Source organism: Devosia equisanguinis (assembly GCF_900631955.1).
GTDB lineage: Bacteria > Pseudomonadota > Alphaproteobacteria > Rhizobiales > Devosiaceae > Devosia > Devosia equisanguinis.
On record NZ_UZWD01000023.1, the window covers coordinates 236,789 to 249,267 of the forward strand.

At 63.8% G+C, this 12,479-nt stretch carries 13 protein-coding genes; 11 read left to right on the top strand and 2 right to left on the bottom strand.

The features are described from left to right. Positions 1-14 precede the first annotated feature (14 nt). Positions 15-1,259, bottom strand: coding sequence for a glycosyltransferase (locus DEVEQU_RS08965; protein ID WP_126150225.1), 1,245 nt, complete (start codon positions 1,257-1,259; stop codon positions 15-17). 45 nt (positions 1,260-1,304) lie between these two features. Continuing rightward, positions 1,305-2,537, bottom strand: a complete 1,233-nt coding sequence (gene nhaA / locus DEVEQU_RS08970) for a Na+/H+ antiporter NhaA (RefSeq protein WP_126150226.1) — start codon at positions 2,535-2,537, stop codon at positions 1,305-1,307. Between the two features lie 331 nt (positions 2,538-2,868). Here nhaA and trbB point away from each other — a divergent pair, with 331 nt between their 5' ends. The 11 genes from trbB (at position 2,869) to DEVEQU_RS09025 (ending at position 12,451) form a co-directional block, all read left to right on the top strand. Beyond that, complete coding sequence (trbB, locus tag DEVEQU_RS08975; protein ID WP_003170526.1) at positions 2,869-3,858, top strand: P-type conjugative transfer ATPase TrbB; 990 nt, start codon at positions 2,869-2,871, stop codon at positions 3,856-3,858. Continuing rightward, positions 3,855-4,187, top strand: a complete 333-nt coding sequence (locus DEVEQU_RS08980) for a TrbC/VirB2 family protein (protein ID WP_003170525.1) — start codon at positions 3,855-3,857, stop codon at positions 4,185-4,187. The genes trbB and DEVEQU_RS08980 overlap by 4 nt, the downstream gene beginning before the upstream one ends. Further along, positions 4,187-4,468, top strand: a complete 282-nt coding sequence (locus DEVEQU_RS08985) for a VirB3 family type IV secretion system protein (protein ID WP_003170524.1) — start codon at positions 4,187-4,189, stop codon at positions 4,466-4,468. Before DEVEQU_RS08980 ends, DEVEQU_RS08985 begins: the two co-directional genes overlap by 1 nt. Positions 4,469-4,481: 13 nt before the next feature. Further along, entirely contained in the window at positions 4,482-6,938 is a 2,457-nt protein-coding gene (gene trbE / locus DEVEQU_RS08990) for a conjugal transfer protein TrbE (RefSeq protein WP_126150227.1), read from the top strand. Continuing rightward, the gene (trbJ, locus tag DEVEQU_RS08995) at positions 6,935-7,714 is read left to right on the top strand and encodes a P-type conjugative transfer protein TrbJ (RefSeq protein ID WP_003170522.1); all 780 of its coding nucleotides are present in this window, start codon (positions 6,935-6,937) and stop codon (positions 7,712-7,714) included. The genes trbE and trbJ overlap by 4 nt, the downstream gene beginning before the upstream one ends. A 10-nt stretch (positions 7,715-7,724) precedes the next feature. Then, on the top strand, positions 7,725-8,012 hold the full coding sequence (gene trbK-alt, locus DEVEQU_RS09000) for a putative entry exclusion protein TrbK-alt (protein ID WP_126150228.1): 288 nt from the start codon (positions 7,725-7,727) through the stop codon (positions 8,010-8,012). Between the two features lie 3 nt (positions 8,013-8,015). After that, entirely contained in the window at positions 8,016-9,374 is a 1,359-nt protein-coding gene (trbL, locus tag DEVEQU_RS09005) for a P-type conjugative transfer protein TrbL (RefSeq protein ID WP_126150229.1), read from the top strand. Next, positions 9,371-10,060 carry a conjugal transfer protein TrbF gene (gene trbF, locus DEVEQU_RS09010; protein WP_010395139.1) on the top strand — a complete coding sequence of 230 codons (690 nt, stop codon included), beginning with the start codon at positions 9,371-9,373 and terminating at the stop codon, positions 10,058-10,060. Before trbL ends, trbF begins: the two co-directional genes overlap by 4 nt. Positions 10,061-10,071: 11 nt before the next feature. Next, entirely contained in the window at positions 10,072-11,040 is a 969-nt protein-coding gene (trbG, locus tag DEVEQU_RS09015; protein WP_223214155.1) for a P-type conjugative transfer protein TrbG, read from the top strand. A 68-nt stretch (positions 11,041-11,108) separates the two neighbouring features. Then, positions 11,109-12,233, top strand: coding sequence for a TrbI/VirB10 family protein (locus tag DEVEQU_RS09020; RefSeq protein WP_223214159.1), 1,125 nt, complete (start codon positions 11,109-11,111; stop codon positions 12,231-12,233). Beyond that, a complete protein-coding gene (locus DEVEQU_RS09025) occupies positions 12,230-12,451 on the top strand; it encodes a DUF2274 domain-containing protein (RefSeq protein ID WP_126150232.1) in 222 nt (73 codons plus the stop codon). Before DEVEQU_RS09020 ends, DEVEQU_RS09025 begins: the two co-directional genes overlap by 4 nt. The last annotated feature ends 28 nt before the right edge of the window (positions 12,452-12,479 follow it).

Here is a 12,479-nt window from a genome sequence, read left to right on the forward strand (position 1 = left end):
TAAGCACATTGCTGTCATCTGGCTTGGTTCAGCTTTCTCTCGATAAAGTCGATGGCGGCCGCGACCCCATTCTCGGCACGGATAGCTGTTCCAATTTCGGCGGCGCGGGCGCGCATGCCGACATCGTCCATCGCCAGAAAGGCGGAAGCCAGGTCCTCGGCTGTCATCGCATCCTTGACGAGGGGCTTTGGCCCCACCCCAAGAGCAACGACGCGACGCGCCCAGAAGGGCTGATCACCGAGAAATGGACAAATGGCCGTGGGGTTGCCCGAACGCAAAGCAGCGCCAGTGGTCCCAGCACCGCCGTGATGTAGCGTTGCGTGCATAAGCGGAAGGAGCCGGTCGTGCGGAGCGCCCGAGATGACATGGATATGCCGACTCGGCTCGATCTGCCCGAGCGCACCGCCCGCGGTCGCGAGCAACCCCCGCTTGCCCGCTCGCTTCAAACCGTCGACCACGAGACTTGCCAGCCGTTGCGGATCAATACCGGGCATGCTGCCGAAGCCGATATAGATCGGCGGATCGCCAGCCGCGAGGAAATCAGCAAGCTCCGCGTCGGGCTTCCAATCCGGCGTATCGAGGAACCAATAGCCGGTCACTGCAACGTCTGCGCCCCAGTCTTTCGGCTTCGGCAGTACATGCGGACTGTAACCATAGAGTGTTCCACTTAGCGGAGCCGTTTTGCCGCGAGCAGAAGCCCCGAGCGCCTCAGCTCGCCAAGCCCGGATTGTCTTTGCAAACAGGATGCGTCCGCCGTGGATCATCAGCGCATGACTTACCCGATTGAGCGGTCCAAGCGAACCGAACGGAAGGATAGGTGTTGGAAAAGCCGACGTGTAGGTGAAGCCCGGCAGCGGCGATGCGAGAAAGAGTGGAATGCCGAGCTTCGCCGCGATATGGGGTGCGCCGAGCGCCTTGGGGTGGAATAAAATCGCTTCGGGAGCGAACATACGAGCGGCATCCCACTCGGCATCAAGCAGCTTTCGGCCTATCTCGCGATAATACCGCAGCAGCTTGAAGCCGGCTCCAAAACCAGCGCCCGAGCTGCCGATAGCCTTTTTCGCTTCAGCGGTTTCAAGGAGCTCTAGGAACTCGGCTGGCAAAGGCGCAAACGCAACGCCTTCCGCCGCTGCCATCTCGGCGAATTGAGCAGGCGCAACAATCAGCACCTCGTGCCCGCGCGCCTTGAGTCCACGAGAAAGCGCCAGATAAGGCTGAATGTCGCCGCGCGTGCCGAGCGTATGGATGGAAAAACGCATCCTCTTATCCCTGTATAGGTCGCCGATGATGCAACGTAGTGAGTGTTACGATTTGCGCTCCAACGACGTGGGCAAGGCGGAACTGGCCTGCCTGCGATTAGAAATCCTCAGGATGAAGTAACCCGCCAATCCGGCGATCAGCGAACCAAACAAAATCCCGAACTTGGCTCGGTCCTGCAATGCAGGATCGTCAAACGCCAATAAGCCGATGAACAGGCTCATCGTGAAGCCTATTCCGCACAGCAGCGCAACGCCAAGCGTCTGTCCCCAGCTTGCGGCGGCAGGGAGATCGGCAAGCCGGGCTTTTACCAGAATGGCTACGGTGCCGAACACCCCAACCAGCTTCCCGACAACTAGACCAGCCGCCACGCCAAGTGTGAGCGGCTCGATCAAGACCGCAGGCGTCACGCCCGCGAAGGAAACCCCGGCATTAGCAAAGCCGAAAATCGGGACGATCAGAAAGGCGACTGGCTTTTGCAGAAGATGTTCGAGCTGATGCAGAGGGGAAACCGACGGCGAGGCTTCCGGGGTTCCGGGTGTGAGGCGGATAGGAACGGTCAACGCCAGTATGACGCCGGCCAGGGTGGCATGAATACCTGAGCGCAGCACCAGCACCCAAAGCACGGCACCAAGAATCAGGTAAGGCCAAAGGCGCATGACGCCGGACCTGTTCATCACAGTCAGCGCACCGACAACGAGCACCGCACCAGCTAACGCGGGAAGACTCAAATCGGCGGTATAAAACAGGGCAATCACGATGACGGCCCCGAGATCGTCTATGATTGCGAGCGCCGCGAGGAAGATTTTCAACGACGCTGGGACCTTTGGCCCGAGCAGCGACAGCACACCGAGTGCAAAAGCTATATCTGTTGCGGCAGGGATCGCCCATCCGCGCAGGGCGGCCGTGTTGCCGAGATTGAAGGCAATATAGATCAATGCGGGAACAGCCATTCCGCCCGCGGCCGCAGCGCCGGGAAGTAGCCTTCGGCTCCAACTGGACAATTGCCCGTCCAGCATCTCCCGTTTGATCTCAAGCCCGACCAGCAGAAAGAATACGGCCATTAGCGCGTCGTTTATCCAGTGCTGGACGCTTAATGGACCGACATAGGCGTGTAGTGCGGCGAAGTAGCCCTCGGCGAGTGGCGAATTCGCCGTCAGAATGGCGAGCGCTGCAACGCCCATGAGAATGATGCCGCCAGAGGCCTCATTGTCGAGGAACTGCCGAAGCGTGGAATTGATACGCCCGCGATTGGGGCTGACAGGCTGCGTTGAGGCCATAGGGCTGCGTCCTCTGGGTAAGAGTTATTCTCTTCTCCGTATGAGGGCGAGACCCTGGCGCACGCAGCACACGCCGTGGTGTTCCTATCATACTCAAACCGTCCGACATCGCCAGCGAAACCGTGTCGATTGCGTCGCATTTTTTGGATTCGCGTCGCGACCACTCCCTGACCGCCCATGCTTTTCAGTAAAGCACTGTCCGCCGTTCTCCTGTATTTGCACGCCACGCTACTACTCCGACAAAGACTTGTTGAATCAGCCCAACTTCGGGCTCTTTTAATCGTCCCCGATCCAGGGCCGGCTGAACGGTCCCTGGCCGCAAGGGGACGACATGGCGGCATCTCACCAGAAATCGGAAGCGATCACGCGCGGCGCGCGCATGCTGCGCACAGCCCTTGGACCGGCCATCGCGCGGTTTCTGGAAGATCCGTCGATCGTCGAGGTGATGCTCAATCCTGACGGCCGGCTCTGGATCGACCGGCTGTCCGAAGGCCTGTCTGATACAGGCGAGCAGCTGGCGCCCGCAGATGGCGAACGGATCGTGCGACTCGTCGCGCACCATGTCGGCGCCGAGGTCCATCCCGGCAATCCGCGGGTGTCGGCCGAACTGCCCGAGACGGGGGAGCGCTTTGAGGGCCTGTTGCCCCCAGTTGTTGCGGCGCCGGCTTTCGCGATCCGCAAACCTGCCGTCGCAGTCTTCACGCTCGACGACTATGTGGCCGCCGGAATCATGTCGGCGGACCAGGCCGAGGCTCTGCGCGAGGCGGTCGCCGCCCGGGCCAACATCCTTGTCGCCGGCGGCACCTCGACCGGCAAGACCACACTCACCAATGCGTTGCTCGCCGAGGTCTCCAAGACCACGGATCGCGTCGTCATCATCGAGGACACGCGCGAGCTGCAATGCTCCGCACCCAACCTCGTCGCCATGCGCACCAAAGACGGTGTCGCCACCTTGTCGGATCTGGTGCGGTCCTCGCTGCGATTGCGACCAGACCGCATTCCGATCGGAGAGGTCCGCGGCTCCGAAGCTCTCGACCTGCTCAAGGCCTGGGGGACCGGTCACCCGGGCGGCATCGGCACCATCCATGCCGGCACAGGGATCGGTGCGCTGCGCCGCCTCGAGCAACTCATCCAGGAAGCCGTCGTCACCGTCCCAAGGGCGCTGATCGCCGAGACCATCGACCTCGTCGCTGTCCTCGCTGGTCGTGGCTCGCAACGCCGGCTCGCCGAACTCGCGCGCGTCGATGGCCTCGGCCCGGACGGCGACTACCGCGTCACTCCCGCAACCTCAGCCTCAAGCCCAACAGGAGATCCCTCATGATCCGTCACGCCCGGCGCATCCGCCGCCATGTCACGGCAGCAGCAGCCGTCACCTATGCGACCCTGATCCTCACCCCCGCCGCTCACGCTTCCGGTTCGTCCATGCCCTGGGAAGCGCCGCTTCAATCGATACTGCAATCGATCGAGGGCCCGGTCGCCAAGATCGTCGCTGTCATCATCATCATCGTCACCGGCCTCACACTGGCCTTCGGCGACTCGTCCGGCGGGTTCCGCCGTCTGATTCAGATCGTGTTCGGTCTGTCGATCGCGTTCGCCGCATCCAGCTTCTTTCTCTCCTTCTTCTCGTTCGGCGGCGGGGCGCTCGTGTGATGGCGGGGAGGCTGGAACAGCTCGACGAGGTGCCGGGCTTCACCGTGCAGGTCCACCGGGCGCTAACCGAACACATCCTGCTCGGCGGCGCACCGCGCTCCATCGCCATCATGAACGGCACTTTGGCCGGAGCCGTTGGCCTCGGTCTGCGCCTCTGGCTTGTCGGCCTGGCCATCTGGGTTGTCGGCCACTTCGCCGCCGTCTGGGCCGCCAAGCGCGACCCGCTCTTCGTCGAGGTCGGCCGAAGGCATCTGCGCATCCCCGGCCACCTGTCGGTCTGAAGGAGCAGCGCTCATGATGAACCTCGCTGAATATCGCCGCACTTCCAGCCGCCTGGCGGATTTCCTGCCTTGGGCGGCTCTGGTGGGCCAGGGCGCCGTCCTCAATAAGGACGGTTCGTTCCAGCGCACCGCACGCTTCCGCGGCCCTGACCTCGACAGTGCCGTTGCGGCCGAATTAGTCGCGGTCGCGAGACGCCTCAACAACGCCTTCCGTCGGCTCGGCTCCGGCTGGGCGATCTTCGTTGAAGCGCAACGGCACGAAGCCTCGACCTATCCCGAGAGCCGTTTTCCCGATCCGGCGTCGGCCTTGGTCGATGCCGAGCGCAAGGCGGACTTCGAGGAAGCCGGCGCCCATTTCATTTCCGGCTACTTCCTCACCTTCATCTATCTCCCGCCGGCCGAAGATGCGGCGCGGACTGAAGCATGGCTCTATGAGGGACGCGACCGAAACGGCGTCGATCCGCATGAGGTCCTGCGCGGCTTCATCGATCGCACCGACCGGGTGCTGTCGCTGCTCGATGGCTTTATGCCGGAATGCGGCTGGCTCGATGACGCCGAGACGCTGACCTATCTGCATTCCTGCGTTTCAACCAACCGTCATCGGGTGCGGGTCCCCGAAACGCCGATCTATCTGGATGCGCTGCTCGCCGATCAGCCGCTTACCGGCGGGCTTGAGCCGCGTCTGGGACATTCCGATCTGCGCATCCTCACTATCGTCGGCTTTCCCACCGCGACGACACCCGGAATCCTGGACGAGCTGAACCGTCTTGCATTCCCCTATCGCTGGTCGACACGGGCAATCCTGCTCGACAAGACCGACGCCACCAAGCTGCTGACAAAGATCCGGCGGCAATGGTTCGCCAAGCGCAAATCCATCGCCGCAATCCTGAAAGAGGTCATGACCAACGAGGCGTCCGCCCTCGTTGACACCGACGCAGCCAATAAGGCCGCAGACGCCGATCTCGCACTTCAGGAACTAGGGGCCGACTATGCCGGCCAGGCTTATGTCACGGCGACCATCACCGTCTGGGACAAAGACCCGCGGATCGCTGACGAAAAGCTGCGTTTGGTCGAGAAGGTGGTCCAGGGCCGCGACTTCACCGCCATGCCCGAGACCATCAACGCCGTAGACGCATGGCTCGGCTCGCTGCCGGGCAATGTCTACGCCAATGTTCGGCAGCCGCCGATTTCCACGCTCAATCTCGCCCACATGATCCCGCTTTCAGCGGTGTGGGCGGGGCCGGAACGGGACGAGCACTTCGGGTCGCCCCCCTTGCTGTTCGGCAAGACCGAAGGAAGCACCCCGTTCCGGTTTTCCCTTCATGTCGGAGATGTCGGCCATACGCTCGTCGTCGGTCCGACTGGTGCGGGCAAGTCCGTGCTGCTGGCGCTGATGGCGCTCCAATTCCGCCGCTACGAAAATTCTCAGGTTTTCGCCTTCGACTTCGGCGGCTCCATTCGGGTCGCGGCATTGGCGATGGGCGGCGATTGGCACGACCTTGGCGGTGATCTGACGGACGGCGCCGAGTCTTCCGTATCACTTCAGCCTCTCGCGCGCGTCCATGACGTGCCCGAACGCGCCTGGGCCGCTGACTGGCTCATCGCCATCCTCATGCGCGAAGGCATCCAGATCACGCCAGAGGTAAAGGAACACCTCTGGTCCGCCTTAACGTCGCTCGCCTCCGCCCCTGTCCAAGAACGGACCATCACCGGCCTGTGCGTGCTGCTGCAATCGAACGATCTCAAGCAAGCCTTGCGGTCCTATTGCGTCGGCGGGCCTTATGGTCGGCTTCTTGATGCCGAGAACGAGCATCTTGGGCATGCAGCGGTGCAGGCGTTCGAGATCGAGGGCCTTGTCGGCACAGGCTCAGCGCCCGCTGTTCTCGCCTATCTCTTTCATCGCATCGGCGACCGCCTCGACGGATCGCCCACACTGCTGATCATCGACGAAGGCTGGCTCGCCCTCGATGACGAAGGCTTCGCAGGTCAGCTCCGCGAATGGCTGAAGACCCTTCGCAAGAAGAACGCATCGGTCATCTTCGCCACCCAATCGCTCAGCGACATTGATGGCTCGGCGATCGCCCCGGCCATCATCGAAAGCTGCCCGACGCGGCTGCTGCTGCCTAACGAGCGGGCGATCGAGCCCCAGATCACCGCAATCTATCGTCGCTTCGGCTTGAATGATCGGCAGATCGAGATCCTCGCGCGGGCCACCCCGAAGCGGGACTATTACTGCCAGTCGCGACGAGGCAATCGCTTGTTCGACCTGGGCCTCTCCGAAGTGGGCCTCGCGCTCACCGCGGCTTCTTCCAAAACCGATCAGACGGCCATCGCCAGGATCTTCGCCGAGCATGGGCCAGACGGGTTCCTCCCCGCATGGCTGCGCCTGCGCGGCGTCGACTGGGCCGCCGACCTTATCCCCGATCTCGCCAATCTCGTTCCCCCAGCCCCCAAGGAGACTACGTCATGACCATCCATCGTTCCCGCTCGCGCGCACTATTCATGGCCGCGACAATGCTGGCGATGCCCGTCGCCCTGTCGCCGATCTTCATCTCTCCGGCGCAAGCTCAATTTGGCTTCGGACGGATCGTCTATGATCCGTCCAATTACGCGCAGAACGTGCTCACTGCCGCGCGCACGCTGGAGCAGATCAACAACCAGATCACACAGCTCCAGAATGAAGCGCAGATGCTCATCAATCAGGCGCGCAATCTCGCGAGCCTGCCGCATTCCTCGCTCCAGCAGCTTCAACAGGGCTTTCAGCGCACGCAACAGCTTCTGAGCCAGGCTCAGAACATCGCGTTCGATGTTCAGAGCATCGATCGGGCCTTTCAGCAACAATACGGCAATGTCTCACTGTCGACGACGGAACAACAGCTCGTCGCCGATGCACGCTCACGCTGGCAGAACACCGTGGGCGGACTGCAGGACGCAATGCGCGTCCAGGCCGGCGTGGTCGGCAACATCGACACGAACCGCGCCGAAGTTTCGACGCTGGTCGGCCAAAGCCAAGGGGCGACAGGCGCGCTCCAGGCGACCCAGGCCGGCAACCAGCTTCTCGCTCTCCAGTCGCAGCAGCTCTCTGATCTTGTCGCATTGCTCGCGGCCGATGGACGTGCCGGGGCGCTGACCGAAGCAGAAAGGGCTGCCGCAGCCGAACAGGGGCGCGAACAACGCCGCCGGTTCCTGACGCCTGGCTCCGGCTATCAGCCCGGCAACGCCCAGATGTTCAACAACGGCAACTGAGGGCGCAAGCATGGATGGCAAGCTGCTGGCCCGGCTCGGCGCGGTCGTCTTCGTCGCCATCGCGATCACTGCGACGGCGATCGAGATGACCCGGAAGGAGGGAGCTCCCGCAGAGGAGCCCGCGCGTCTCGCAGAGCCCGTGCGAGATCCCCTGCGCGAGGCTCAACGCCGGTGCCAGCAGCTTGGTCAGAGCGCCGCAAGCGATGCGGACTGCATGCGCGTCTGGGCCGAAACCCGCGACCGCTTCCTCGGCCGTGCGCCGGCGCCCACAGCCCCACCTCAGAATCAAGGACAGTGATCCATGGGCGGCACCGGCGTCATCGACACATTCCTCGGGACCTTCACCCGCTACATTGATTCCGGCTTCGGCCTGCTTGGCGGCGAAGTCGCCTTCATCGCCACAACCCTTATCGTCATCGACGTGACGCTGGCCGCGCTCTTCTGGTCCTGGGGAGCCGACGACGACATCATCGCGCGCCTTGTAAAGAAGACACTTTTCGTCGGCGTCTTCGCCTACATCATCGGCAACTGGAACAATCTGGCGAACATCGTCTTCGACAGTTTCGCCGGCCTCGGTCTGAAGGGTTCGGGCACCAGCTTCACCGTTCAGGATCTTTTGCGCCCCGGCAAGGTGGCGCAGACCGGCCTCGATGCCGCCCGTCCATTGCTCGAATCCATTTCCGATCTGATGGGGTGGATCGCCTTCTTCGAGAACTTCATCCAGATCGCCTGCCTGCTGTTCGCATGGGCTCTGGTGCTTCTCGCCTTCTTCATCCTGGCCGTGCAGCTCTTCGTAACGCTGATCGAGTTCAAGCTGACGACGCTTGCGGGCTTTGTGCTGATACCCTTCGGGCTGTTCGGCAAGACCGCCTTCATGGCCGAACGCGTGCTGGGCAATGTCGTGTCATCCGGCATCAAGGTCCTGGTGCTTGCCGTCATCATCGGCATCGGATCGACCCTCTTCTCCCAGTTTACCGCTGGCTTCGGCGGCGAGACCCCTACGATTGACGAGGCCATGGCCGTGGTCCTCGCTGCGCTTTCGCTGCTCGGCCTGGGAATCTTCGGTCCTGGCATCGCCAGCGGCCTCGTCTCAGGCGGTCCGCAGCTCGGCGCCGGCGCCGCTGTGGGCACGGGGCTTGCCGTCGGCGGCGCGGCGCTGGCCGCAGGTGGTGCAGCGGGTCTGGCCGTCAAAGGCGGCGCCGCCGCCATGTCCGGTGGAGCCGCCGCCGTGCGTGGTGGCGCTGCCGCTGCCGGCGCCGCATCGTCGGCCTACAGTCTCGGTTCTCTTGGTCAGACTGGCGCGTCAGGCGTGGCCTCGGGCCTCGGAGGCGTCGCACGCGCAGCAGGTTCGGCTGCCGCATCGCCGCTCAAGCGCGCCGCAACGAAAGCTGGCGAAAGCGTCAAGTCCAGCTTCGCCGACGGCGCGAAGGCCGGTTTCGGAGCCACCGGCGGGTCCTCGACCATGGGGACCATCGGCGGCGGCGACGCTGCCGCTGCTTCCGCCAGCCCCCCGCGAGATGGAGCCCCTGACTGGGCGAAGCGCATGAAACGCAGCCAGGCCCTCAGCCACGGCGTCTCAGCGGCCGGTCACGCCGTGCGCTCCGGCGACAGCCATGGCGGCGGCTCTTCCGTCAACCTTTCTGAAAGTGATCGCTCATGAGCCTCTTCAAACGACCCGCAACCCACTATGGCAAGACACCCGAGCCTGAGACGCCTTATCAGAAGGCTGCTCAGGTCTGGGACGAACGCATCGGCTCGGCCCGCGTGCAGGCGAAGAACTGGCGCTACATGGCGTTCGGCAGCCTAATTCTCACTGCGGGGTTTGCCGCAGCCCTGGTCTGGCAGTCAGCTCGCGGGACCGTCGTGCCTTGGGTCGTGCAGGTCGATAATCTCGGCCAAGCGCAAACCGTCGCGCCAGCCTCCGCGGACTATCGGCCCAACGACCCTCAGATCGCTTTCCACCTTGCTCGCTTCATCGAACAGACCCGCGCGATCCCGTCTGACGCCATCATCGTTCGCCAGAACTGGCTTCGCGCTTATGAATGGACCACTGATCGCGGCGCCGCAGCGCTGAACGACTACGCCCGCTCCAACGACCCCTTCACACGGGTCGGCCGCCAGCAAGTCGCCGTAGAAGTCTCAAGTGTGATCCGGGCTTCCCCCGACAGCTTCCGTGTCGCCTGGACAGAGCGTCATTATGAAAACGGCCAGCTCGCCCGAACGGAACGCTGGACCGCCATCCTGACCATCGTCATCCAGACGCCGCGCGACGCAGAACGCCTCCGCGCCAATCCTCTGGGCATCTATGTCAATGCCATCAACTGGTCGCGGGAGATGAGCCAATGAGCCGCCCTCCGATGAGCAAATCCGCGTTTCAGGGTTTATCCAGATCTGGCCTCGCGATCGTTCTGCTTTCCGCGACCATACTTGCCGGTTGCGCGACCAATCGGCCGCCGCAAATCAGTTACGATTCGGACGTGCCGCCGCTGCCCGCCGTGCCGGCAGTCGTCACGGACGCGCAGCCGAGGCCATTGCATGTCCCTCCCGCATGGACGCCGGCAAGAGGGGGGACAGCCGCCAACACCCCGGAGGGACGCGTCCAGAACGCCAACTCGGCCGCCCGCGTTCAGCCTCGCCGCGAAGGCTATTTCAACTCGATCCAGATCTATCCCTGGAGCGAAGGCGCGCTCTATCAGGTCTATGCCGCGCCCGGCCAGATCACCAATATCGCGCTGGAGCCAGGGGAGAGCCTGACCGGAGCCGGCCCCATCGCCGCTGGCGACACGGCACGATGGATCATCGGCGATACCGAAAGCGGCAGCGGCGCGACCCGTCGCGTCCATATCCTCGTCAAACCAAGTCGCGCTGACATCACGACCAACCTCGTCATCACGACCGATCGGCGGGTTTACATGATCGAACTGCGCTCCGGCGAAGCGCCCTATATGCCCGCCGTCGCTTGGGCCTACCCGCAGCCGCCCGCAGGTCAGAGGCAGAGCGTCCCGGCGACGCCCGTCATCCCCGTCGCCTCGGCGCGCAACTATCGCTACGGCTTGACCGGTGATTCACCGCCCTGGCGGCCCGTGTCGGTCTATGATGACGGGCGGCGGGTCTATGTCGAGTTCCCGCGCGGCATCGTCCAGGGTGAGATGCCGCCGCTGTTCGTCATTGGCTCCGATGGCGAAGCGCAGATCGTCAACAGCCGCATTTTCCAGCACATCCTGATCGTCGATCGCCTCTTCGGCGCGGCCGAGTTGAGACTCGGCAGCGGCGACCGCCAGCAAACCGTCAGGATTGTCCGTACCGACGGGAGGCCAGCGTCATGAGCAACAAGGAAGATAACCGCGATGATAGCCTGGCGCCCGCCGGCCCCACTGTCGAGTCAACCTCGACCATGCGGCTGCGCGCTGAGCCTCCGCGCGTCACCCGGCTGTCCCGCAAGGTATTGGCTGGTGTCGGCCTCGTCGCCAGCATCGGCATCGGCAGCGCTCTGATTTATGCGTTGCAGACGCGCCAAGCCGGGCCTGGCAACGAGGAGCTCTATTCCACGGAGAACAGAACCACTGCCGATGGTCTTGCGGGACTGCCGCGCGACTATACCGGACCGGTCCTCGGCCCGCCTTTGCCGGGCGATCTCGGCGGTCCGATCCTCGACGCCCAGAACCGCGGCCAGCCCGTCGTGCCGCCAGCAATGGCGACACCCCAGGTCGATCCCGAGGAGCAACGCCGTCTCGCCGAGGAGGAAGCAGCCCGAACGAGCCGGGTGTTCTTCCAAACAGGACCTGGAACGGGCGCGCCGCCCGCAAGCCCCGGCATGAGCAATCCGTCGCTGGCGGGCCTCGGTCTGCCGGGGCAGGTTGGAACGCCAACCGCCCAAGACCGGCAGAGCGCTTTCCTCAATGCCGCCGTCGATCGGCGAACGGTGTCGCCAGATCGCGTCATGGCGCCGGCATCGCCCTATGTGCTTCAGGCCGGCGCAGTGATATCCGCCGCCCTCATCACCGGCATCCGCTCCGACCTTCCCGGCCAGATCACCGCGCAGGTGACCGAGCACATCTATGACAGTCCCACCGGCCGCATCCTGCTCGTCCCCCAGGGCACCCGTATCATCGGCGAATACAGCAATGATGTCGGTTTCGGACAGCGCCGCGTGCTCTTGGTCTGGAACCGGCTGATCTTGCCGAACGGGCGCTCTATCGTCCTGGAACGCCAGCCCGGCGCCGACACGCAAGGTTATGCCGGCCTTGAGGACGGCGTCGACTACCATTGGTGGGACCTTGCGAAAGCCGCCGGGTTGTCGACCCTTCTCGCCGTGGGCGCCGAGCTCGCGGTCGATGATGAGGACCGCCTGATCCGCGCGATTCGCGACGGAGCCCAGGACACCATCAATGACGCGGGCCAGCAGATCATCCGTCGTCAGTTGCAGGTCGCGCCCACGCTGACAATCCGGCCGGGATTCCCGGTCCGCGTGATTGTCACTCGTGACCTGGTGCTCGAACCCTACGGAGCAGCGCAATGACCAAACTGAAGCTCGCCCCAATCGAAGAGGATAAGCCGGTGAAGATCACGCTCGACCTGCCAGGCGCTCTTCACCGTGACCTCAGTGCCTATGCGGAGGCGCTCGGCCGTGAATCGGGCCAGCCCGTCAGCGACCCCAAAAGGCTCATTGTACCGATGCTTGAGCGGTTCATGGCGACGGACCGGGCGTTCGCCAAAGCGCGCCGAAATCGCGAGTGATCGCGGCACCGACTGCGGTTAGGCGAGA

What these genes read in the sequence shown, in the direction of transcription:
- trbG (WP_223214155.1), top strand. Translation starts at nt 10,072, where the DNA reads ATGAGCAAATCCGCGTTTCAGGGTTTATCCAGATCTGGCCTCGCGATC.
- DEVEQU_RS09025 (WP_126150232.1), top strand. Translation starts at nt 12,230, where the DNA reads ATGACCAAACTGAAGCTCGCCCCAATCGAAGAGGATAAGCCGGTGAAG.
- trbE (WP_126150227.1), top strand. Translation starts at nt 4,482, where the DNA reads ATGATGAACCTCGCTGAATATCGCCGCACTTCCAGCCGCCTGGCGGAT.
- trbL (WP_126150229.1), top strand. Translation starts at nt 8,016, where the DNA reads ATGGGCGGCACCGGCGTCATCGACACATTCCTCGGGACCTTCACCCGC.
- trbJ (WP_003170522.1), top strand. Translation starts at nt 6,935, where the DNA reads ATGACCATCCATCGTTCCCGCTCGCGCGCACTATTCATGGCCGCGACA.
- trbK-alt (WP_126150228.1), top strand. Translation starts at nt 7,725, where the DNA reads ATGGATGGCAAGCTGCTGGCCCGGCTCGGCGCGGTCGTCTTCGTCGCC.
- trbF (WP_010395139.1), top strand. Translation starts at nt 9,371, where the DNA reads ATGAGCCTCTTCAAACGACCCGCAACCCACTATGGCAAGACACCCGAG.
- DEVEQU_RS08980 (WP_003170525.1), top strand. Translation starts at nt 3,855, where the DNA reads ATGATCCGTCACGCCCGGCGCATCCGCCGCCATGTCACGGCAGCAGCA.
- DEVEQU_RS08985 (WP_003170524.1), top strand. Translation starts at nt 4,187, where the DNA reads ATGGCGGGGAGGCTGGAACAGCTCGACGAGGTGCCGGGCTTCACCGTG.
- DEVEQU_RS09020 (WP_223214159.1), top strand. Translation starts at nt 11,109, where the DNA reads ATGCGGCTGCGCGCTGAGCCTCCGCGCGTCACCCGGCTGTCCCGCAAG.
- trbB (WP_003170526.1), top strand. Translation starts at nt 2,869, where the DNA reads ATGGCGGCATCTCACCAGAAATCGGAAGCGATCACGCGCGGCGCGCGC.
- nhaA (WP_126150226.1), bottom strand. Translation starts at nt 2,537, where the DNA reads ATGGCCTCAACGCAGCCTGTCAGCCCCAATCGCGGGCGTATCAATTCC.
- DEVEQU_RS08965 (WP_126150225.1), bottom strand. Translation starts at nt 1,259, where the DNA reads ATGCGTTTTTCCATCCATACGCTCGGCACGCGCGGCGACATTCAGCCT.